We start from the raw sequence: 22,571 nt of genomic DNA, 5'->3' as shown, positions 1-22,571 counted from the left end.
ATTTTGAGATTCTTCGCTATCGCTCTGAATGACACTCTAATTAAAAAATGTTTTGTTTTCTCTATTCATTTTACGTAACAACGGACTACAACGATATCTATCTTCATGATATTCGTTATATAATTCATCCATTTTATTCACGCACCAATCGATTCCTTTTTCGTCTGCCCAAGCCAATAATCCTTTTGGGTAATTAACACCTTTGGTCATGGCATTATCTATATCTTCAGCAGATGCGATGTTTAAAAACAGTGCATCTGCTGCTTCGTTGATTAGCATTATTAATACTCTATTAAATATTTCCTCATTTAACTCACTGTTATGAGATTCTGTAACAAGTTCAGAATGACGAGAAGCCATCTTTCCATTTGCATCATAATTGTAATATCCTTTTCCAGATTTACGTCCTAAGTAACCTGCTTCCGCAAAGCGTTTTTGTGTAAATGCTGGTTTATATCTTGGATCGAAATAGAATGCTGTAAAAACAGTTTCGGTTACTGTGTAATTGACATCGTTTCCTATAAAATCCATCAATTCAAAAGGTCCCATTCTGAAACCTCCTAGGGTTTTCATTGCATTATCTATTATTGCAAAACCTGCCTGTCCGGCAGGCAGGTCTGCTAATCCTTCTTCATAAATTCTTAATGATTCTCCATAAAATGGTCTTGCTACTCTGTTTACTATAAATCCAGGTGTGTCTTTAGCTACTGCTACTACTTTTTTCCAATCGGAAATAGTTTGTATGGATTTCTCTAACACTGCTTTAGACGTTTGAATGGCAGGAATAACCTCAACCAACTTCATCAAAGGTGCTGGATTGAAAAAATGAATACCAACACATCGTTCGGGTTTTTTTAATGATGCTGCAATGGATGCTATTGATAAACTTGATGTGTTTGATGCGATAATACAATCATCTGCGACATAGCTTTCTAGTTCTGAAAATACTTTTTTCTTAATATCAAGATTTTCAATTATAGCTTCAATAGTCAAATTTGAATCTGCTAAATCTTTTAAGTTCTTTACGTAAGAGATATTTGCTTGAATTCTATCTTTTTCAGACGTATCAATTCTTCCTTTTTCAATTAAACGCAATAATATTTTTTCAAGGCTTGCTTTAGCTTTATCTAAAGCAGCTTGATTGGTATCGTATAATTTTACTTTACAACCAGAAGTTGCAGCAACTTGTGCGATACCACTTCCCATTGTTCCTGAACCTATTATTCCTATATTCATATTGTCACTTGTTGTGATGAGATCCTGAAACAAGTTCAGGATGACATTTCTATATTATCTTGTTCTCGATACAAAATTGCTAAAATGCAATGTCACTAGAACTAACATTAACTTATATTAAATAAGATTCTTCGACTCCGAATATATTCGGAATGCTCTGAATGATATTTAGTTTCCTTTAAAGTTTGGTTTTCTTTTTTCTATAAATGCTGCAACACCTTCGGCATAATCTTCACTTTGTGCTGCTTCTATTTGTAATTTAGATTCTAATGCTAATTGAGCATCTAAATCGTTTGTCATTGATTTATTGAATAGTTCTTTAATAAACCCTAGAGCTTTGGTTGGCATATTTGCTAGCTTAAATGCGAGATTGTTAATGGTTTCTTCAAATTCTTCGGTAGAAACACATTTGTAAATCATACCCATTTTCTCTGCTTCGCCTGCGGAAATTTTATCACCTAACATCGCTAATGCTAATGCTTTTTGAAATCCGATAAGTCTTGGTAAAAAGAAAGTTCCTGCACTATCAGGAACTAAACCTATTAAACTAAATGCTTGGATGAAACTTACTTTTTCGTGCGCTACAACAATATCACAAGCCAAGGTAATATTTGCTCCTGCTCCTGCTGCAACTCCATTTACTGCTGCTATCACTGGTTTTTTAATATTTCTAATTCGTGTGATAATTGGATTGTAATGCTCTTCAAGAATCTTTTTGAATCCAGGATTTAAATCTGGATCTGTGACTTCCTTTAAATCTTGACCAGCACAAAATGCTTTTCCGTTTCCTGTGAGAACAATAGCTCTTACATCAGTATTGGTTTCGCAGTCATCCAAAATAGACTGGAGACTTAATGCCATTTCACGATTGAAACTATTAAAGACTTCTGGTCTGTTAAGCGTTATGTACGCGACCTTATTTTCAATTTTTAATTGTATTGAATTACTCATACCTTATATTTTTCTCTCTTTTCTTTTTTCCATTGATGAAAAAAGAAATAATAATTTCAGACCATTTTCGCGTTAGCGATTGAACGGTTTGTTTGAGCTCCTTGAAAAGAGCGAGTAGTGAAAGCGCGACCCTTGGGTAACGCTATACTAATTTTTATTATCCTTGATGAGATCCTGAAACAAGTTCAGGATGACAACACCTTGTTATTTTAAACATTTAAAATAGTCAAATGGTTCTTGGCAATCATCACACTGAAATTGTGCTTTGCATGCTGTTGAGCCAAATTGACTTACCAATCGTGTGTTTGTTGATCCACATTGTGGACATTTAACGATTCGTTTTCCGTTTAGCAATACATCTTTATCTGCTTCTGCATCTAGAGGTGCTGCTATACCATAATCTTCTAATGCTTTTCTTCCTCTTGGTGTAATCCAATCGGTTGTCCAAGCTGGAGCTAAGATTAGTTCTATTTCAGAATTATATCCTGCTGTTTTTAATGCTGCTTTAATATCATCTCCAATTACATCCATTGCTGGACAACCACTATAGGTAGGAGTTATTTGCACTTTTACTATATTGTTTTCGAAAACAGCTGAACGCACAACTCCCATATCCATGATAGATAATACTGGTATTTCGGGATCTGAAACTTGTTCCAGAATTGGAATTAAAATGTCGTCTATGTTTTGTTCTGTTGTTTTCATAATTTATAAATGAGATTCTTCGTTTGCACTTCGACTACGCTCAGTGTGACACTCTGAATGACATTATACTACCATTCCATATTAGGATAGGTGCGTTGCATATATTGCAAATCGCTTAATAAATATCCTAAATGTTCGGTATGAATACCTTCTTTACCTCCTTTTTGAAACCATTTAGATTCTGGAACCTGAAGATTAGCTTCTTCTAAAAGATCATTTACTTGCTTGTAATAATGTTCTTTTAGTTTGGTAACATCAATACCTATGCCTTCAGCAACCATTGCTTTATCAGCTTCCGTTTGATGAAATAATTCATCAGTGTAGGTCCACAAATCATTGATAGCCTCTTGCATTTTAGCATTACTTTCATCAGTACCATCACCTAAACGTTTAATCCAATCTGAAGAAAAACGTTCGTGATAACTCACTTCTTTGATGCATTTATTTGCAATTGCAGAAAGTGTCAAATCTGTACTTTTTTGTAATTCAGTAAGAAAAGCTAGATGATAGACATCAAACAAAAATTGACGTGCCATAGTGTAAGCAAAGTTTGTATTGGGTTGCTCAACTAATAACACATTTTTATATTCACGCTCTTTTCGAAGCATAGCGATATCATCTTCTGTTCTATTATCACCTGCAATTTTTGCTGCATATTGAAAATAGCTTCTTACTTGTCCGAATAAATCTAGAGAGATATTTGTACAAGCGATGTCTGTTTCTAAAGTTGGTCCATGACCACAGAGTTCACCTAGGCGTTGACCTAAGATTAAGGAGTTATCTGCTATGCCTAGTATGTAATTGTATAGATTTTGTTTCATAATTTCCTATAAAACCTCTCGTATTGCTTCGCAACGTGCTTTCAATGAAATTTATATTTCATCTCTATCAATGCTCGAGGTGACATTTCGTTAATATTTATGAGATTCTGAAACAAGTTCAGAATGACGTTAGCATTACATGTGTTTCACTTCGTCTGGTAAATCATAAAATGTTGGATGACGATACACTTTATCTTGAGCAGGCTCAAACATTTCACCATTATGTTCTGGATTGGAAGCTGTGATATTTTTTGATTCTACAACCCAAATACTTACACCTTCGTTTCGTCTTGTATAGACATCACGAGCGTTTTCTAGAGCCATTTCTGCATCTGCAGCATGAAGACTACCAAAGTGCCTATGTTCTAATCCGTTTTTACTTCTTACGAAGATTTCCCAAAGAGGCCAGTTTTTTTTTGACATGATATTTATTATTTTCTATGTTTGAAGACCTTTCTAATTGCTACACAATGTGCTTTCAATAAAAATATATTTTTATCTCAACCAATGCTCAAGGTGACAAACAATTTAAACTGCTTGTTTTTGTTTTCTTTCTTGTTTCTTTTCGGCATGAGCCATTGCTGCATCTCGAACCCATTCTCCTTCTTCCCATGCACCAACTCTAGCTTTCATTCGTTCCTTATTACAAGGTCCATGACCTTTAACAACTTGCCAGAATTCGTCCCAATTGATTTCACCAAAATCGTAACTCCCTTTTTCTTCGTTCCATTTTAAATCTGGATCTGGAATAGTCAATCCGATTAAATCGGCTTGAGGAACGGTTTGATCTATAAATTGCTGACGTAAATCATCGTTAGACTTTCGTTTTAATTTCCATTTCATAGATTGCTCAGTATGCACAGACTCAGCATCAGTTGGTCCTAACATCATTAAACTTGGCCACCACCAACGATTAAGTGCATCTTGCGCTAATTCTTTTTGTTCAGGCGTACCATTAGCCAATTTTATCATGATTTCATACCCTTGACGTTGGTGAAAACTCTCTTCTTTACACACACGAATCATTGCTCTTGCATAAGGACCATAAGAGGTATTACACAATGGCACTTGATTTATAATTGCTGCACCATCAACTAGCCAACCAATTGCTCCCATATCTGCCCAAGTTATTGTTGGGTAATTAAAAATGGAAGAATACTTAGCTTTTCCTGAATGCAATTGTTCGTATAATTCGTCTCTAGAAATTCCTAATGTTTCGCATGCGGAATATAAATACAAACCATGACCAGCTTCATCTTGAACTTTAGCAAGCAATGCTACTTTACGACGTAATGAAGGCGCTCTTGTAATCCAATTACCTTCTGGAAGCATACCAACAATTTCGGAATGTGCGTGTTGTGACATTTGACGAATATGCGTTTTACGATACTTCTCTGGCATCCAATCTTTAGGTTCGATTTTCTCGTCTCTTGCAATACGTTCATCGAATTGTTTCTCAAGATTTTTAATTTGTTCTTCACTCATCGTTCTTAGCTTTTTTGCTGTTGGCTTTTAACCTTTAGCAAGTTGAACTTCAATTTTTCTTTTTCAATATATTTTGGTTTCTACATCAATCGTAGAACTTCTTTTCTTTCTGATAATGTGATTCTGAAATCAAAGATTCATGAATACCTTTATTTAAATTAGATATTTATGAATAAACAAGTTCAGAATGACGTTGTAACACCCATTAATCTAGACATCAAAATCGACAATAACTTTTTCCGATGTTGGCACAGCTTGACAACTTAAAACTAATTGTTGCGAAACTTCTTTTTCGTCTAAAGCATAATTAATTTTCATTTCTACCGATCCTTCAACTACTCTACATTTGCAAGTACTACAAACGCCTCCTTTACATGCAAAAGGCAAATCGGCTCCTGCTCCTAATGCAGCATCCAAAATATTATCATAATCTTTAGTCATGGTGAATTCAAATTCTTTTCCACCATCAACAATTGTGACTTCTATTCCTTCAACATTTTGTTGTGCTAAACGCTCAGCTCTTTTAATATCTTCTTCGGAAAGTCCTGTAACGAACAATTCAAAATGCACTAATTCTTTTGGTAATCCAGCATGTATTAGATACTCACTTACATAGTTAACCATTTTTTCTGGACCACAAAGAAACACTTCGCTTGTGTCTGGAATATCAATAAATGTTTTGGTGAGGACTTGCATTTTTTCATCATCAAAACGTCCATTAAATAATTCGATATCTCGACGCTCTTTGGTTAAGAAATAGTAAATTTCAAATCTCCCAAAGTAGGTGTTTCTTAGCTGCTCCAACTCTTCTTTAAAGATAATGGATTTTGCTGTTTTATTCACATAAAACAACTTACAAGTTGAATTTGGTTCAGCTTTAAGATGTGTTTTAATCATTGACAAGACTGGTGTAATTCCGCTTCCTGCTGCAAAAAATAAATAGTTTTTTGCTTTATCTGCATTGACTTCTACACCAAAATTCCCACTAGGAGACATTACTTCAAGTTGGTCTCCTGTTTTTAATACATCATTGATATATGTTGAAAATTTTCCACCTGGAATTAACTTTACTGCTACCTTCCATTGATTTTCTATTGGACTTGAACATAAAGAATAGGATCGACGCACATCTTCTCCATCAATATCTGTTTTCAATGTAAGATGTTGTCCTTGCCTGAATTTAAATGCATCTTGCAATTCTAATGGAATTTCAAATGTCACAACTGATGTATCTTCAGTTTCCTTATAAATATCTGCAACTTTTAAGTTGTAAAAATCTGCCATAAATTCACAAATAATTTTCAACTAACACTTGTTAGTTTGGTAAGCAAAGATACAAAATATAATTCTTAATTAGATGTTAATTCCGTCTATGAGGACTTCACTTAGACTCTTAGCTAAATCGTTTGCGTTGAGATCTTCTTTTTTGGGAATCCATAGATAGAGCGAACGTAGCGTAGTGAGCATTGAAAACATGATGATTTCTGGGTTGCTTTGGCGAATTTCCGAAGAAGAAATACCTTTTTTAATAACGTTTAGAAAATTAGTTTCGTATTCATCACGAAGCTGGAGATAATACTCTAATTGATCTTCGAGATGCATCCAATCGTTATTTAAGGATGCCATTCCGTTGGTATTTCGAGAGGTTATATTAACGTGTAAAGCAACGATTTTTTTAAGTTTATCAATGTTGGAAACTTCGGAATTGATAATTGTAGTCATTCCGTTAGTAAACTCTTCAGCAATTGAAATAATAATCGCTTTTAAGATATCTTGTTTAGAATTGATATGATTATAAAGACTTGCGGCTTTCATTCCCATTGCTGTTGCCAAATCACGCATGGTGACAGCACTATATCCTTTTTCTTTAAAAAGCTTAGCAGCTGTATTTATGATTTCTTCTTTTCTTGTTTCAGTTTTCATATCGCTATGGAATATAAAAATATAAGTTGTAACTATTGTTACTTATCTTTTGAAATAATTGCATGTAATTTGTAAAAAAAAATAAATTATGGGATTATTAGATACATTATTTGGTAACAAAGGTGATAAAATTAAAGATTTTCAATCAAGAAATGCAGTAATTATAGACGTAAGAACTAAAGGAGAATATAGTCAAGGTGCAATTCCAGGATCAAAAAACATTCCTTTACAAGTTATAAACTCAAAAATAAGTGACATAAAAAAACTTAACAAACCAGTAATTACATGTTGCGCAAGTGGCATGCGCTCTGGTAGTGCTGCTAGTATTTTAAAATCGCAAGGAGTTGAAGCAATTAATGGTGGTGGCTGGATGAGTTTGAGTAAAAAACTATAGTTTATATCCTTAATCTTATTTCGAAAAGAGGTATTGTTATTGTTGTGAAATTTTTAAGTTCAATTGGTTATTTGTAAATTGAAGCAAAAAGAAACTATGGGATTATTAAGTTTTATTTTTGGCACCAAAAAACGACAAGTTGAACAATATATAAATAATGGAGCGGTAATTTTAGATGTGAGAACTCAACGCGAATGGGATAATGGTCATATTGAAAATTCGGTTCATATTCCATTAAATGATTTGAACAATCGTGTACGTGAAGTGAAAGCAATAGACAAACCAATTATAGTTTGTTGTGAAAGTGGTGTTCGCTCTGCAAAAGCTGCAAAATTTTTAAACCTCAATAATATTGACGCTATTAATGGTGGTGGTTGGGTTAGTGTAAATAGAAAAAAACAGTAACTGCAAAAATAAAATTTAGCCTTATTGTTTTGCTTCGACTGCGCTCAGCATGACATTTATAAAACTTACAAAGTTTTATTTACTATAATTTAAGTCCTTGTAATGCTTGTGTTGATTCTATAGGATTGTCATTATATTCTAGAGTCCAACCCATAGTACTCGTTAGAATATAAAATTTAGCGAGTTCGCTAATGAGTCTATTTTGTGCATTAGATTTTAAATCTGAAGCTTCAATTTTTTTCATCAATGATGTATTCACTGTTTTTTTTATGTCATTATAATCTTTAGCTTCAAACTGGTTTAGAAAATCTGCTTGAATGTCATAATATTCAAAATCTGGACTGATTTTTATTTCTTCCTTCGGGATGCTTATAATACGGAGTGTTTTATTAAGTTCATCAACTTCATACTCAATTAGGCTTAAATCATAACTAACAGTAACATCTGCATTTACGATAACAATGGCCTGCTTTTTGGCTTCTAGAAAATCTGCAAAAACAGCTTTTGAATTTTTATAAGTGAAGACTTCGCTAAAATGACCTTCAGTAACAACAAGTTTACCAACGTTTTTTATTTGCTCTTGAATGAGGGCAGTATTTTCTTGAAGCGTAATTTTATCCTCATTTTTGTCTCCACAATATTTAAATGTGAAAAGAACTACCAGTGTAATTAAGACGCCAAAAAGTATTTTTCTCATTTGACCAAGTTACTAAGTTTTGTAAAGAAAACCTACAACCCTGAATACGACCTAATATTTGTTTTTAGTTTGAATCAATTTCTTATTCAATTTGTAGTTACAATCTTAAAATAAAAATTAGATAATTTATAAAATAAAAAAACATTAGTTTCTTCGACATATGAAGCCTAACTAACGTTTTAATTGAATTGACAGCACTCCAAAAATATTAGGATTCACAAAAAAATTGGTTATCTCAGTATTAACTAATCATTAAATCTCTATTTCTTTTTTAACTCTAATTTTTCAGCAAAATAATCACAAAAATCTTTCATGGTAGCAGTCATTTTTTCATCTTGTGTTGCTCTATGAAACGTGTTACTCATTTCAACAAGTGTTTGATGAAAAAATTGTTTCATTTCATCTACTGGCATATCTTTAGTCCATAAATCAATACGAAGTGTTTCTTTAGCTTTTGCATCCCAAACAGCGAGCATCATTGCTTTTGCTTCTTCGTTTGAAATCCCACCATCTTCGGCTGTCCAATGTAATTTTTCTGGAACTCTATTCTCATCTAGTTCTATATTAAGTTCTATTTTTGATGTATGCTTTGCCATTATTTTGATGGTTTGTAATTTGATTTATTAAAAATTTCTATTGCTTCTGTTTGCAACATTTCTTGAAGAGATACTTCATTATTTCTCATGTATGCTTTCACAATTTGCCAACCTATAAATTGTCCTAATCGTCCTGGAGTTTGATTATCTAATTCTAATTGAAATTTAGAAAAAGGTGCATCTGCTATAAAACGAGATACTAGAGAACCATCGGTACTGTAGAGCATTTCGTTTTCTACAAATTCAGTCCATACCATAGCTTCATTATTATTAGCGAACCCTAATTGCTCTGGAGTGTACCCAATTTTTTCGGCATCAGTTTTAAATGGAATGACTTTATCTTTAAAATACAGCTCTTTTCCGAAGAAAATCATCTCGTCCAAAAACGTCTTTTTTTGAGTCTGAAAGATGTGCTTATAAGCATACTCTTTGGCCAAATCGACAACTAATTGTGATGGCTTTAGGTTTTGAGCAATATATTTAGGGAAATTACCGTAAAACTCATGATCTTCTCCTAAATAATTATCAACAGCTAAAAGCACAACAGAATCTGTAACCACTTGTTTTTCTCTGTAATGAACATAATTAGTAAATACGATAACACGTGGTTCTTTGAATGTTTTATTGTAATATTTTAAATGCTGAAATAGGCTTTCAATTTCGCTGGTTTCAGTTTTGAAATCACCAAACTTTTCTTTGGTAGCTTTATTAAGTTCAATTTGGAAGGAATCTTTCATTTGCTCAACAAAAACTGAATCTGGAATTCTAGAAGAAAAGAAAAACGGAAATGTTTTTTTAAGATTCTCTAAATCCGCAGGTTTAGCCTCAGCAAAAGCACGATCAAAACGCTCGACAGTAAAATTTGTGTCAATTTTTGCGATTTCTTCTTCTAAAGCATCTTCATTTTTACAACTTAAAAAAGCAAATAGAACGAGAACAAATAGTATTAATTTTTTCATGTATTTGGTTTTCAAAAACTTTATATAAGTAAATATGTTTTACTAACGTGATTTTTGAAGTTATCTTATTAAAGTAATTTACACTTTTTCCATTTGCTAAAAAATTGAGCTTTTTCGTCTATTTTTTGTCTTTTTTTTTTAATACCGTAGCGATGCTATGCAATTTAAAAAAGTCTTCAAATAATCAAAAAAGTCACTAATTTTCACTTAAATGTTAAAAGTTTAAATGACTTCATTATTTTTGTTAGACAAAGGTACTATTCTTTAAATAAAAACTCCATACAATGCAAACAGAAAAAGTTGTTGAACATATCGTAAATTGGTTAAAAGATTATGCTACAAAAGCAGGTGTGAATGGTTTTGTTATTGGCATATCTGGAGGCATAGATTCTGCAGTAACCTCAACATTATGTGCAAAAACTGGTTTAGACTTATTATGTATTGAAATGCCAATACACCAAGCAGAGAGCCATGTAAATAGAGCTCAAGAGCACATAACACAACTTAAAGAACGCTTTGCTAATGTAAAAGACACGAGAGTTGATCTTACTCCTGTATTTGAAGAATTTAAAACTGAAGTGTCTTTAGAAGGCAAACAAACTACAGTTGATATGGCATTAGCTAACACTAGAGCTAGATTGAGAATGACTACGTTATATTATCATGCTGGACTTCTTGGACTTTTAGTAGCTGGTACTGGTAATAAAGTTGAAGATTTTGGAGTAGGTTTTTATACAAAATATGGAGATGGTGGTGTTGATTTGAGTCCTATTGCAGACCTTATGAAATCTGAAGTTTATAAGATAGGCAAATACCTAAACGTGCCAGAATCAATCATGAACGCTGCACCAAGCGACGGTTTATTTGGAGACGCTAGAAGTGATGAGGATCAAATAGGAGCATCATACCCAGAATTAGAATGGGCTATGACTATGAAAGATGAAGGCAAAACAGTTGATGATTTTGAAGGTCGCCAAAAGGAAGTTTATCATATATTTATGAGATATAATCGTTCTAACACTCATAAGATGATCCCAATACCGATTTGTGAAATTCCTAAAAATTTAAAATAAATACTGAGAAAATCATAAATTAATTTAAGTATGTTGAAATTTTTCGTAGTTTTGCAAAGCAAATCTCCACACTCTTGAATTTATTTAAAATAAGTTCTGGCACTCTATACTAATTAACCAATTAAATATGTATTATGATTAAGGTTTTAGTCGTTGACAACCATCCTATCGTAACTACTGGCTTTCAATTATTATTCGAAAATCACGATGAAATTCGAGTTATTGGAACAGTAGGCAGTGGTGTTGAGATATTTGAATTTGTTAGAAATAATGATGTTGATGTTATTGTTTCTGAAATTGAACTACCTGAACTCAATGGAATTACTGCACTAAGAGCTATTAAAAAAGAACATAGTAAGATTAACATTATTATGTTTAGTTATCATCCTGAAGAAATTTATGCTATAAGTACCATAAAGGCTGGAGCCTCTGGTTATGTATCAAAATTTGAATCGACAGATGTTATCACAAAAGCTATTAAAACGGCTCATAAAGGTGATATTCATTTGAGTGAAAAAATGTCTAAGCATTTAAATTACAATGACACTAAACAATCTAAAAGTAGAATTTACAAGCGATTGTCAACTCGCGAAGTAGAAGTTCTAAAATTATTGTCTTCTGGTAAAAAAAATAAAGAAATTGCTAAAGAGCTTGATATCAATGAGAAAACAGTAAGCACTTATAAAGCCAGACTTTTTAAAAAGCTTAATGTTACTAACCTTATAGATTTAGTGAATCAAGGTAAGCATATGGATTTAACTTAAAATCTGAATTTTAAACTTTACCACCAACTACTTTACCTAGTTTTCTAGAGAGTAGCATTTTTAGACCTAGATAATCTTTAACATCCTCCAAAATGCTTCTAGTATTAGCGTTTTCACGTAAAGTGTCGTTTTGATATTCAGACACTTTTTTATCGATTAAATAACATCGTAATGTTAATATGGTTTGTGTTACCAACTGCCCAATTGAATGTAGTTTTTCCTTCGGAATAATATGATTACGTTCCCAATCATGCAATGTGTAACGTTCATCATTCATGAGAATAGTAGTGACATCACTTGCTAATTCTTGATCGAGTTTATTTACAAAATTACTTGTTGAGAATTCCGGTTCCTGATGCAGTGTATCTATAATTGAGTAATATAACGTCTTAAAATTAGCATTTGTAAATTGCATCTCATCTTCTTGTAAATCCAAATATATTTTTTCAAACACTTTTGCATTATGGATTACGGGTTCTAATTTTAATTCTCCATCATCAGATTCTTTTAAAACCAAATCTTCAAAGTCTTCTACCTCTGTTCCGTAGAGCAATAGAATTTCAATAATTTTACGTTCTAATTCATATTGTAAATCGACTTTTTTAGCTTTAGGCTCTGACTTTACAACTTGAAACGCATTTTGTTTTTGTTCATTTTGATAGCTTTTATTAGCCTCTTGAACATCTTTTTTATTTATTTGAGCTAGTGTTGTAAACAAAACATCCTCACTTATATCCATAATACGTGAACACTCCTGGATATAAATCTCCTTTTTAATCTGGTCTGGAATTTTAGAAATACTGTTTACTATTTCTCTAATTGTTTCTGCTTTTTTTATAGGATCATTATTAGCTTCTTTAACTAATAAAGAGGCTTTAAATTGAATGAAATCTTTAGAGTTTTCGTTTAGATAAGCTGTTAATTCTTCTAGCGTATTTTGTTTTGCAAAACTATCTGGATCTTCACCTTCTGGGAAACCACATACTTTTACATTCATACCTTGTTCAAGAATTAAATCTATACCACGAATGGATGCTCTAATTCCTGCAGCATCACCATCAAAAAGCACTGTGATGTTATTTGTTAATCTATTTACAAGTCTTATTTGCTCAGGAGTTAAGGCTGTACCAGAAGAAGCTACTGTGTTTTTAATTCCGGTTTGATGAAATTGAATGACATCTGTATACCCTTCAACTAAGTAACAATTATCTTCTTTGGCTATAGATTGTTTTGCATGGTAAATTCCGTAGAGAATTTTACTTTTATGATACACTTCACTCTCTGGAGAGTTCATGTATTTAGCCGCTTTTTTATCTATTTTAAGAATACGTCCACCAAATCCTAAAATACGACCACTCATACTGTGAATAGGAAACATGACACGTCCTTTAAAGCGATCAAATTTCTTATCTGGTTTAACGATTGTCAAACCTGTTTTTTCAAGAAACTCAATTTGATAGCCTTGTTTTAAAGCTTCATCTGTAAAGCCTTGCCACTCATCAAGTGAATATCCTAAATTAAATTGTTTTATAGTGTCATTTGTAAAACCACGTTCTTTAAAATAACTTAAACCAATAGCTTGACCTTGATCTGTTTTAAATAGGATACGTTCAAAATAATCTTTAGCAAACTCATTAACCAAGTACAAACTCTCACGTTCATTAGCGTCTTGCTTTTGCTCATCAGTTTGTTCAGTCTCTTCTATTTCAATATTATACTTTTTAGCGAGATATTTTATGGCTTCAGGATACGTAAAATGCTCATGTTCCATCAAAAAAGTAACTGCATTACCTCCTTTTCCACTAGAAAAATCTTTCCAAATTTGTTTAACAGGAGACACCATAAAGCTTGGCGAACGTTCATCACTAAACGGACTCAAACCTTTAAAGTTACTTCCTGATTTTTTTAATTGAACAAAATCGCCAATAACCTCTTCAACGCGAGCGGTTTCAAATACTTGTTCTATGGAGGATTTTGATATCAATTTTTGAAATAATTATGGAGTTCAAATTTAGACTATTATATGGTAACAAAAAAGCTTCATTACTAAAGTAAATGAAGCTTTTAATTGGATATTAAAATAGACTAATCCAAATCAAATCTAAATCCGAGTGATAAATTATGTTGATCAAACGTTTGATCTTTAAACATTGGGCTTAAGTCGTATTTTGCGTAAATCCCTAATCCTCCATAACCTACATATGCACTCAAACCGTATACAAATGGTGACGCATTGTAATTACGTCTTATTTTTTGCTTCACACGATCTCCATTTTCTTCAAATCTCAATTTTTGTTGTGTGCCGATATTAAAACCAGCATATCCACCAATACCTACTTTGAAATGTTTTGCTGTACTATATCTAAAATAATTTTTGCGTTCTATCTTTTTTGATGGTCCAAACTCAAAGTGTAATGGGAATACTAGATTTGTTATTCTAAATTCTGACTCTTTTAATTCACTAGGAAAATCTTCTAAAGTTGTTACATTTCCGTCTTGAACAAAATAACGATCATTTTTTGGTGTCAATTTATTCCATTGAAATGAGAAACCATACTTTAATCTAACTGCATTTGACTCTTTGAAAAGTCTTGTTTTCCAGGCAACACCTAATTCTATAAATCCAGATCCCATGAAAGAATAATCATCTCCAATATCTTGACCTTCTCCAATTGCATTGTTAAAACCGGCTGCTAAAACTAAATCACTGCTAGTTCGCTTATCATAAACCCTTGTTTTATTTTTTGAATTTATATTGAACCCTGTGAATCTACCTATACTAATCCCAAACTGATTTGTATCATCAGAATATCCAGCATCATTTCGTTCTAACAAAGCAATTTTATTATCAATAATTGCAATACGATTTTCAATGTTTAGAGCTCGTTTTTTTGCCGCTTCTTTTTTTAGTTTTTGAGCTTCAGATTCGGTTATAATTCCAGATTCTAGTCTTTTATTTATGTTTTCTACTTCTTCTTTTAAAAATTCGCGTTCTTCGTTTTCAATAGACTTTTTTAGTTCAATTAACTTTTCGATTTCAAAACTATTTTCTTTCCATGAAATACTAGTTTTTGTTGAATCTTGTTGCGTTTCTTGTGCATTCACATTACTTACAATTAAGCATAGGAATAGTAGCACTACTGTTTTTGTGATAGTGTTCATAATGTTTGTTTTAAATTGATGATTATTTAATTGTTGCGCTCAGCCACTGCAGTTTTGACTGATTCGAAACCTGATTTTAAGCCTTCAAATACTCTAGTTCTAAACGATTGTTCCAGATCATCTTCAACGTCTTGAAGTAAAGCATCTGCATCTACCGTTCTCGTAGTTTCATTGTATATACGTTCTCTTAAAATATCTCTTTCTGCTTGTTTTAACAGGTGTTCAATTTCGGTATCTGAAACGGTACCATTTTCAATTTTCAGCTTTTTAATTTGATTAATAACCTCATCTACTTTTACTTCTTCAAAGGTTAATGTACTTACTGTTGATTGTTCTTTTTTAGTATTAGCAAAATTTAATGTTGCGACTGCTTGTTTTGTTTCGTTTACAATTTCTAATTGTTCTTTAATTAATTTCTTATTCGTATTTTCAACATTCTTAGTGATTGGTTGATTAGAAATTGTTGCTAATTTTGGTTCGTTTTTGATTGATGATTTAACTTGTTTTATTTCTTTTTGATTATTTGTTTCTTCGGAAATTTTAGCAACAACCTCCTTTTCAACTGTTTCATGTATGTCTTTTGATTCTACTTTATTTGGGATTTCTTTAGTATCAGTATCAACTATCGTTGGTTCTCCAAGTTGATTTTCCGAAGCATTAAACATCATATTAGCGACCAATAAAATACCTATAACACTAGCTGCTATACCTATATAAAATATGAGACCCTTTTTATTTTTTTTGTCCTTATTAAGATCTGCAGATAATGCATCCCAAGCATCAGTTGATGGCTGTATGGTTCTCTTCTCTAACTTATCTTTTATGTTTTCTTCAAACTTAATTGGTGCCATAACTTGTTGTATTTATGTCCTTAATTTTTTTCTGAAGCATTTGTCGTGCTTTAAATAATTGCGATTTTGAAGTCCCTAAAGAAATATTTAAAATATCTGCTATTTCTTGATGTTTGTAGCCTTCTATTGCATACATGACAAATACCATCTTATAACCTTCTGGAAGTTCATCAATGATTTGTTGAATTTGAGCCACTTCAATTTGTGAATCTACATTATTGTAATGCTCTTGATGAATGATTTCATCTTCAACCGAAAATTCTACATGCTTTTCTTGTCTTAAAAAAGAAATAGATTCTCTAACCATGATACGTCTTAACCAACCTTCAAAACTTCCTTCGTTTTTAAAATTTTTAAGGTTTGTGAACGCTTTGAAAAATCCTTTTAACATCACAGACTCTGCATTTTGCAAGTCTTTTATATAATAGCGACAAACACTTAGCATTTTTGGTGCGTGAACTTCAAACAATGTGTGTTGTGCATCGCGTTTACCTTTTGCTGCTCTTTTTATGAGCGTCGTATTATTTTTATGATGTAATTGAATTACTTTCAAAATAACTTTAGTTTGGTCTTCTATTTATAAAGACGCAATAGTTTTACAAATGGTTGCCTGAAATTTAAAATAATTTATAAAACACTAATTATCAGTACTATAAAATTTATTTTTTTCTATCTATCACATAATTCACCATTAATTCTAATGCTGTTTTGTATTGAGAATCGGGATATGTGTTTAAAATCTCTAAAGCTTCTGCTTGAAATTCTTTCATTTTAATGATGGCATAATCGAGTCCGTTGTGATCTTTTACAAAAGCAATAACTTCTTTTACTCTTTTTTTATCCTTGTTATGATTTTTAATAGAATTAATTAACCAAGACTTTTCTTTTTTTGTGCAGTTATTTAGAACATGAATTAATGGTAAGGTCATTTTTTGTTCTTTGATATCAATACCTGTTGGTTTACCTATTGCTTCGTTTCCGTAGTCAAATAAATCATCCTTAATTTGAAACGCCATACCTATAAGTTCTCCAAATTTACGCATGGACTCTACGTGTTCAGAATTTGGCTTAACAGAAGCAGCTCCCAAACTACAACATGCTGCGATTAGCGTCGCTGTTTTTTGTCTGATGATTTCGTAGTAAATGTCTTCAGTAATATCTAATTGTCTTGCTTTTTCTATTTGCAATAATTCTCCTTCGCTCATTTCACGAACAGCTACAGAGATAATCTTTAATAAATCAAAATCATTATTATCTATAGAAAGTAACAAACCTTTAGATAATAAAAAATCACCAATGAGAACCGCAATTTTATTTTTCCAAAGTGCATTAACAGAGAAGAAACCTCGACGTCTGTTACTATCATCAACCACATCATCATGCACTAGAGTTGCTGTATGAATTAACTCAATAACTGAAGCTCCTCTATACGTACGTTCACTAACCTGACCATTATCTACCATTTTAGCAACTAAAAACACGAACATTGGTCGCATCTGTTTGCCTTTTCGGTTTACGATGTAATGCGTAATACGATTTAATAAAGCAACCTTACTAGACATTGACAAAAGAAACTTCTGTTCGAAGAGTTCCATCTCGTAGGCTATGGGTTGTTTTATTTGTTCAGTAATTTTCAAGTATTGATACTTTTTTGGATTGATATTACAAAATTACTAATTATGAACTTACCGTTTTGTAATAGTTATAATAAATAGTTAAAACTTATAAGTAGGATATTTCTTTGTCCATTTTTTTCTATCTTTAATTGTTAATTAATTTAAAATCCGAATTTTATGAAAAAAATTACTCTCTTATTTTTAATGTTTCTGGCATTCACTTTTGGTAATGCTCAAGAAACAATCTCATTTGAAGCTCCAGCATATACGCTTGGAGATGTTTATGCTCAAAATGGCTGGACAACAACTGGCGATGGTGCAGGAGGTTTTATAACCAATCAAGTTATTAGTGACGAATTAGCAACTGATGGAACAGCATCTCTTAAAATAGTTCAAGAAACCGCTTTTGGAGGACAAACAAGTGCAATTGTCGGTGCCTTTTATAATTATGGAACTCCAGTAGCACAAGATGGCTCAATATTTTCTGCAGATATTAATATTAGTCAGCAAGACGCAAATAGCTCAAATTTCATTTTTGGAATGGTAAATTTAACCGCTGGATCTTTTATTACTTGGTTAGAATTTGATTTTGGTGGAAACATCTTTGTTTTAGTTGACGATGGTTTAGGCACAGTTGTTAGAAATGATACTGGTATAGCATGGTCTGCGAATACTTGGTATAATGTACGAATAGAATTCGCTGCATCTATTGTTACTTTTTTTGTTGATGATACTCAAATTAGTACTGGAACAGTAATTATTCCTGATGCTGTTGAGCAAGTGAGATTTTCTCATGATAATTTTGAAGGATTTGCATACATAGACAATTTTAGAACTAATGATGAAGAACTTTCTGTTAATGAATTTGATTTTAATTCATTTACTCATTTTTATAATGACAACATCAAACAATTAAAACTAAGCTCTCCTCAAAATAATTTGAATACTATAGAAATTTATGATGTTATAGGAAAGCGAGTTAAGAATCAAGTTTTGAATGGAAATGAAGATGTTGTTGAATTAGCAACACTTAAAAATGGCGTTTATCTTGCAAGAATAAGCACAGAAAACGGTACAAAAACCATCAAATTTATAAAAAGTTAAATAGTTATTTTTTTACAAAAAAGCGACCAGATTTCGACTACTCTCAGTAATTGAATGGTCGCTTTTTTTATGTCTTATTAGCCAATTGCCCACAAGCAGCATCTATATCTTTACCACGAGATCGTCTTACGGTTACTGTAATGTTTTCTGCTTCTAACAGATTTACATACATATCTATTGCTTCTGATTTTGCTTGCTGAAATTCGCCATCATCAATAGGGTTATACTCAATTAAATTAACTTTACTTGGTGCAAATTTGCAGAACTTAATCAAGGCCTCAACATCATTTTTAGTATCATTAATACCATCCCAAACCACATATTCATAGGTTATTCTATTTTTGGTTTTCTCATACCAATAGACTAATGCTTCTCTTAAATCTGCTAAAGGAAATGTTGCATTAAATGGCATTATAGATGTTCTAATCTCATCTATTGCAGAATGTAATGACACAGCTAATTTAAACTTGACCTCATCATCTGCCATTTTTTTGATCATCTTAGGCACTCCAGAAGTTGACACCACAATTCGTTTTGGCGACATCGCTAAACCCTCTGGTGATGTGATTTTGTCAATAGCTTTTAGTACATTATTATAATTCATGAGTGGCTCTCCCATTCCCATAAACACAATATTACTTAATGGTCTATTGTGGTATAATCTACTTTCTTTATCTATAGCAACTACTTGATCATATATTTCATCTGGATTAAGATTACGCATTCGTTTTAATCGAGACGTTGCACAAAACCTACAATCTAAACTACATCCAACTTGACTAGACACACATGCAGTAGTACGGTTTTTAACAGGAATCAAAACAGATTCTACAATTAAACCATCATGTAGTCGTACAGCATTTTTAATGGTACCATCACTACTCTTTTGCATTTGATCTACTTTGATGTGGTTTATCACAAAGTTGTTCTCTAGCATCTCTCTAGTTGCTATGGAGAGATTTGTCATATCTTCAAAAGTATGCGCACCTTTGCTCCATAACCATTCGTACACTTGATTTCCACGGAATGCTTTATCGCCTTCTTCAACAAAAAAGTCTCTTAATTGCACTTTTGTTAATGCTCGTATGTCTTTCTTTTTAATATCCATAGATGTCTTAATTATTTAAGCTCAAAATTCACTTTAATAATAATGCAAAGGTAATCAAACCATTTTTCTGTTAATGATATGGCTTAAAAGTTTAAAATTTCCGAAGCATAAAAAAAGCCTTACTGTGACATAAGGCTTCTAATTATAAGTATTGATACTGTTAGATAATTAACATGGCATCACCATATGTGTAAAAACGGTACTTTTCTTTAACCGCTTCTTCATATGCCTCTTTCATAAAATCATGACCTGCAAAAGCAGACACCATCATTAACAAAGTAGATTTTGGTGTATGAAAATTAGTAATCATACTGTTAGCGATACTAAACTCGTATGGAGGAAAAATAAATTTATTTGTCCATCCTGTAAACTCATTTAATGTTCCGCTAGATGATACACAACTTTCTACAGCACGCATTGCAGTTGTACCTACAGCGCAAATACGTCTTTTTTCGCCAATAGCTTTATTGATTATATCTGTTGCTGGTTTTGTAACATAGATCTCTTCGCTATCCATTTTATGCTTAGATAAATCTTCTACCTCAACTGGATTAAAAGTTCCTAAACCTACATGAAGCGTTACTTCTGGCAACTGAACACCTTTAATTTCTAAACGCTTTAATAAATGCTTAGAAAAGTGCAAACCTGCTGTTGGAGCTGCTACTGCACCTTCATTTTTAGCAAATATAGTTTGATAACGTTCTGCATCTTCTGGTTCAACTTCTCTTTGAATATATTTTGGGAGTGGTGTTTGACCGAGTTCTGTTAATTTTTTTCTAAATTCATGGTAAGACCCGTCATATAAAAAACGTAAAGTTCTACCTCTAGAAGTTGTATTATCAATAACCTCTGCTACTAAAGTTTCATCGTCACCAAAGTATAATTTGTTACCAATTCTAATTTTACGTGCTGGATCTACTAAAACATCCCAAAGGCGTTGTTCTTCATTTAATTCTCTTAATAAGAACACTTCAATTCTTGCACCAGTTTTTTCTTTGTTACCAAATAAACGTGCAGGAAACACTTTCGTGTTATTTAAAATCATCACATCATCTTCTTCAAAATAATCGATAACATCTTTGAATAGTTTGTGCTCGATAGTTTTGTTTTTTCTATCCAAGACCATTAGTCTAGACTCATCTCTATGCTCTGAGGGATGTTCGGCTAATAATTCATCTGGAAGATCAAAATGGAAGTGTGATAATTTCATAAGTAATTTTTTATTTATTTTTATGCTGAATGCAATTTGATGTATAATTACAAATTACGCTCATTTTAACAAGTCGCAAATATACAATCTCAACATAGGCCTTGTCAAGTAAAACGCAGTATTTATTTAGAAAATTTAAAACCGAGTGCTTCTAAGTCATCCCAAAACGTAGGATATGATTTTGAAACCACCATATAATCTTCAATATACAAATCGGTTTTTAGAGCCAATGGCGCAAATGCCATAGCCATTCTATGGTCATTATATGTAGCTATAGCGACGCCTTTGGTAATTGTTGCTGTTTTGTGTAGCGTTAACGAATCTTCAGTAATATCAATTTTAGCTCCTAATTTTTGTAATTCATTTTGAAGTGCAACTAAACGATCTGTTTCTTTAATTTTTAGGGTATGTAAACCTGTGAGATGACACTTTACACCCAAACCTAAGCAAGTTGCTGCAATTGTTTGTGCAATATCTGGCGAATTATTAAGCTGAAATTCTACAAAATCACTTACTACAGCTTTAGTCTTTTTTATCAAAATAGAATTATTCTGATATACTGTTTCTACTCCAAATGATTTATAAATGTCTGCCAAAACAGAATCTCCTTGCAACGATTTTTCTTTATAGGATGATAATAGTACTTCTGTCCCAACTGGACTTAAAGCAACAATACTATAAAAATAAGATGCTGATGACCAATCTGACTCTACAGTAAGACTATTCGTTTTAAGCGCATCTTTTTTTGGTTGTACAGTGATTACTTGATCTACAAATGTGGTTTGTATCCCAACTTGGTTTAATAAATCAAGCGTCATATTTATATATGGAATGGATGTTATTTTACCATCAAGGGTTAGTTCTAGTCCGTTTTCTAATCGAGATGCAATTAATAATAATGCTGAAATATACTGACTACTCACATTGGCATTTAAAGTCACTTTATGCTTTGAAAGTGTTTTGCCTTTTATACGAATTGGTGGACAACCAGGAGACTCTAAATAAGAGATCTCTGCTCCTAATTGATTTAAAGCATCAACTAAAATTTCTATTGGTCGTTCTTTCATTCGTTTAGAACCTGTAAGCACAACCTCTCGACCTTCTTTACTTGCAAAATATGCAGTTAAAAAACGCATTGCAGTACCAGCATGATGAATGTCTATAATTTTTTCTTCGGAAGCTAATGCCTTTTGCATTACTTGAGAATCATCAGAGTTTGAAACGTTCTCGACCTCAAGTTCTGGATATAATGCTTGGAGCAACAACAATCTATTAGATTCACTTTTTGAACCAGTTATCGTTATGCTAGATTGTTTTTTTATTGAAGATTTGTGAAGTTGTATTGTCATAAAGAGTGACTTGCTTTTTTTCAAGACAGGGTTTTTCAATCTATGTAAAATTTAATGGGTAATTTATATCCTTTCATTTTTTCCTTGATGAAAAAACGAATCAAAAAAATCAAGACTTAAGATGATTTTACTAAAAATTTCTTTCGCTTCGGCACAAAAATA

General features: G+C 32.2%; 24 protein-coding genes. 5 read left to right on the top strand and 19 right to left on the bottom strand.

The window, feature by feature from the left end; translation table 11 throughout:
* Window positions 1-36 precede the first annotated feature (36 nt).
* The 8 genes from WNY78_RS12750 to WNY78_RS12715 all read right to left on the bottom strand — a co-directional run bounded on the left by WNY78_RS12750 (window position 37) and on the right by WNY78_RS12715 (window position 7,121).
* Window positions 37-1,236 carry a 3-hydroxyacyl-CoA dehydrogenase NAD-binding domain-containing protein gene (locus WNY78_RS12750; protein WP_342873591.1) on the bottom strand — a complete coding sequence of 400 codons (1,200 nt, stop codon included), beginning with the start codon at window positions 1,234-1,236 and terminating at the stop codon, window positions 37-39.
* Between the two features lie 168 nt (window positions 1,237-1,404).
* Window positions 1,405-2,187, bottom strand: coding sequence for an enoyl-CoA hydratase-related protein (locus WNY78_RS12745; RefSeq protein ID WP_342873590.1), 783 nt, complete (start codon window positions 2,185-2,187; stop codon window positions 1,405-1,407).
* A gap of 204 nt (window positions 2,188-2,391) precedes the next feature.
* Window positions 2,392-2,892, bottom strand: a complete 501-nt coding sequence (gene paaD, locus WNY78_RS12740) for a 1,2-phenylacetyl-CoA epoxidase subunit PaaD (RefSeq protein WP_342873589.1) — start codon at window positions 2,890-2,892, stop codon at window positions 2,392-2,394.
* Window positions 2,893-2,960: 68 nt separating this feature from the next.
* Window positions 2,961-3,713 (bottom strand): 1,2-phenylacetyl-CoA epoxidase subunit PaaC, encoded by a 753-nt coding sequence (gene paaC / locus WNY78_RS12735; protein ID WP_342873588.1) that lies wholly within the window; start codon window positions 3,711-3,713, stop codon window positions 2,961-2,963.
* A 135-nt stretch (window positions 3,714-3,848) separates the two neighbouring features.
* Window positions 3,849-4,136: a 1,2-phenylacetyl-CoA epoxidase subunit PaaB gene (gene paaB / locus WNY78_RS12730; RefSeq protein ID WP_342873587.1), complete on the bottom strand. Its 288-nt coding sequence runs from the start codon at window positions 4,134-4,136 to the stop codon at window positions 3,849-3,851.
* Between the two features lie 105 nt (window positions 4,137-4,241).
* Window positions 4,242-5,198 carry a 1,2-phenylacetyl-CoA epoxidase subunit PaaA gene (gene paaA, locus WNY78_RS12725; protein WP_342873586.1) on the bottom strand — a complete coding sequence of 319 codons (957 nt, stop codon included), beginning with the start codon at window positions 5,196-5,198 and terminating at the stop codon, window positions 4,242-4,244.
* Window positions 5,199-5,408: 210 nt separating this feature from the next.
* Window positions 5,409-6,482: a 1,2-phenylacetyl-CoA epoxidase subunit PaaE gene (paaE, locus tag WNY78_RS12720; protein ID WP_342873585.1), complete on the bottom strand. Its 1,074-nt coding sequence runs from the start codon at window positions 6,480-6,482 to the stop codon at window positions 5,409-5,411.
* A gap of 69 nt (window positions 6,483-6,551) precedes the next feature.
* The gene (locus WNY78_RS12715; protein WP_342873584.1) at window positions 6,552-7,121 is read right to left on the bottom strand and encodes a TetR/AcrR family transcriptional regulator; all 570 of its coding nucleotides are present in this window, start codon (window positions 7,119-7,121) and stop codon (window positions 6,552-6,554) included.
* 88 nt (window positions 7,122-7,209) lie between these two features.
* Here WNY78_RS12715 and WNY78_RS12710 point away from each other — a divergent pair, with 88 nt between their 5' ends.
* Window positions 7,210-7,515 (top strand): rhodanese-like domain-containing protein, encoded by a 306-nt coding sequence (locus WNY78_RS12710; protein ID WP_342873583.1) that lies wholly within the window; start codon window positions 7,210-7,212, stop codon window positions 7,513-7,515.
* A 96-nt stretch (window positions 7,516-7,611) separates the two neighbouring features.
* Window positions 7,612-7,920 carry a rhodanese-like domain-containing protein gene (locus WNY78_RS12705; RefSeq protein WP_342873582.1) on the top strand — a complete coding sequence of 103 codons (309 nt, stop codon included), beginning with the start codon at window positions 7,612-7,614 and terminating at the stop codon, window positions 7,918-7,920.
* Window positions 7,921-8,002: 82 nt separating this feature from the next.
* On the opposite strand, the gene WNY78_RS12700 is transcribed toward WNY78_RS12705, so the two are convergent.
* The 3 genes from WNY78_RS12700 to gldB form a co-directional block, all read right to left on the bottom strand.
* Window positions 8,003-8,617 carry a DUF4230 domain-containing protein gene (locus WNY78_RS12700; RefSeq protein ID WP_342873581.1) on the bottom strand — a complete coding sequence of 205 codons (615 nt, stop codon included), beginning with the start codon at window positions 8,615-8,617 and terminating at the stop codon, window positions 8,003-8,005.
* 260 nt (window positions 8,618-8,877) lie between these two features.
* Window positions 8,878-9,213 (bottom strand): gliding motility protein GldC, encoded by a 336-nt coding sequence (gldC, locus tag WNY78_RS12695; protein ID WP_342873580.1) that lies wholly within the window; start codon window positions 9,211-9,213, stop codon window positions 8,878-8,880.
* Complete coding sequence (gene gldB / locus WNY78_RS12690) at window positions 9,213-10,172, bottom strand: gliding motility lipoprotein GldB (RefSeq protein WP_342873579.1); 960 nt, start codon at window positions 10,170-10,172, stop codon at window positions 9,213-9,215. Before gldB ends, gldC begins: the two co-directional genes overlap by 1 nt.
* Before the next feature lie 284 nt (window positions 10,173-10,456).
* On the opposite strand from gldB, the gene nadE reads away from it, so the two are divergent.
* Together nadE and WNY78_RS12680 are read left to right on the top strand one after the other, a co-directional pair.
* On the top strand, window positions 10,457-11,245 hold the full coding sequence (nadE, locus tag WNY78_RS12685; RefSeq protein ID WP_342873578.1) for an NAD(+) synthase: 789 nt from the start codon (window positions 10,457-10,459) through the stop codon (window positions 11,243-11,245).
* Window positions 11,246-11,379: 134 nt separating this feature from the next.
* The gene (locus WNY78_RS12680; protein WP_342873577.1) at window positions 11,380-12,009 is read left to right on the top strand and encodes a response regulator transcription factor; all 630 of its coding nucleotides are present in this window, start codon (window positions 11,380-11,382) and stop codon (window positions 12,007-12,009) included.
* A gap of 10 nt (window positions 12,010-12,019) precedes the next feature.
* On the opposite strand, the gene dnaG is transcribed toward WNY78_RS12680, so the two are convergent.
* The 5 genes from dnaG to WNY78_RS12655 all read right to left on the bottom strand — a co-directional run bounded on the left by dnaG (window position 12,020) and on the right by WNY78_RS12655 (window position 17,659).
* Window positions 12,020-13,993 (bottom strand): DNA primase, encoded by a 1,974-nt coding sequence (gene dnaG / locus WNY78_RS12675; protein ID WP_342873576.1) that lies wholly within the window; start codon window positions 13,991-13,993, stop codon window positions 12,020-12,022.
* 101 nt (window positions 13,994-14,094) lie between these two features.
* Window positions 14,095-15,171 carry a hypothetical protein gene (locus WNY78_RS12670; protein ID WP_342873575.1) on the bottom strand — a complete coding sequence of 359 codons (1,077 nt, stop codon included), beginning with the start codon at window positions 15,169-15,171 and terminating at the stop codon, window positions 14,095-14,097.
* Window positions 15,172-15,197: 26 nt separating this feature from the next.
* On the bottom strand, window positions 15,198-16,022 hold the full coding sequence (locus WNY78_RS12665) for a hypothetical protein (protein WP_342873574.1): 825 nt from the start codon (window positions 16,020-16,022) through the stop codon (window positions 15,198-15,200).
* Window positions 16,009-16,575 (bottom strand): RNA polymerase sigma factor, encoded by a 567-nt coding sequence (locus tag WNY78_RS12660; protein ID WP_342873573.1) that lies wholly within the window; start codon window positions 16,573-16,575, stop codon window positions 16,009-16,011. Before WNY78_RS12660 ends, WNY78_RS12665 begins: the two co-directional genes overlap by 14 nt.
* Before the next feature lie 106 nt (window positions 16,576-16,681).
* On the bottom strand, window positions 16,682-17,659 hold the full coding sequence (locus tag WNY78_RS12655; protein WP_342873572.1) for a polyprenyl synthetase family protein: 978 nt from the start codon (window positions 17,657-17,659) through the stop codon (window positions 16,682-16,684).
* A gap of 156 nt (window positions 17,660-17,815) precedes the next feature.
* Between WNY78_RS12655 and WNY78_RS12650 the strand changes: the two genes are divergently transcribed.
* On the top strand, window positions 17,816-18,742 hold the full coding sequence (locus WNY78_RS12650) for a T9SS type A sorting domain-containing protein (RefSeq protein WP_342873571.1): 927 nt from the start codon (window positions 17,816-17,818) through the stop codon (window positions 18,740-18,742).
* Window positions 18,743-18,809: 67 nt separating this feature from the next.
* Here the strand turns inward: WNY78_RS12650 and rlmN are convergent, their stop codons facing one another.
* The 3 genes from rlmN to WNY78_RS12635 all read right to left on the bottom strand — a co-directional run bounded on the left by rlmN (window position 18,810) and on the right by WNY78_RS12635 (window position 22,409).
* Window positions 18,810-19,850, bottom strand: coding sequence for a 23S rRNA (adenine(2503)-C(2))-methyltransferase RlmN (rlmN, locus tag WNY78_RS12645; RefSeq protein WP_342873570.1), 1,041 nt, complete (start codon window positions 19,848-19,850; stop codon window positions 18,810-18,812).
* Window positions 19,851-20,010: 160 nt separating this feature from the next.
* A complete protein-coding gene (queA, locus tag WNY78_RS12640; protein ID WP_342873569.1) occupies window positions 20,011-21,060 on the bottom strand; it encodes a tRNA preQ1(34) S-adenosylmethionine ribosyltransferase-isomerase QueA in 1,050 nt (349 codons plus the stop codon).
* A 122-nt stretch (window positions 21,061-21,182) separates the two neighbouring features.
* Window positions 21,183-22,409 (bottom strand): 3-phosphoshikimate 1-carboxyvinyltransferase, encoded by a 1,227-nt coding sequence (locus tag WNY78_RS12635; protein WP_342873568.1) that lies wholly within the window; start codon window positions 22,407-22,409, stop codon window positions 21,183-21,185.
* Between the last annotated feature and the right edge of the window lie 162 nt (window positions 22,410-22,571).

The sequence above is a fragment of the Psychroserpens sp. AS72 genome (assembly GCF_038900375.1).
Lineage (GTDB): Bacteria > Bacteroidota > Bacteroidia > Flavobacteriales > Flavobacteriaceae > Psychroserpens.
This window is presented reverse-complemented; position numbering and strand designations above follow the sequence as displayed.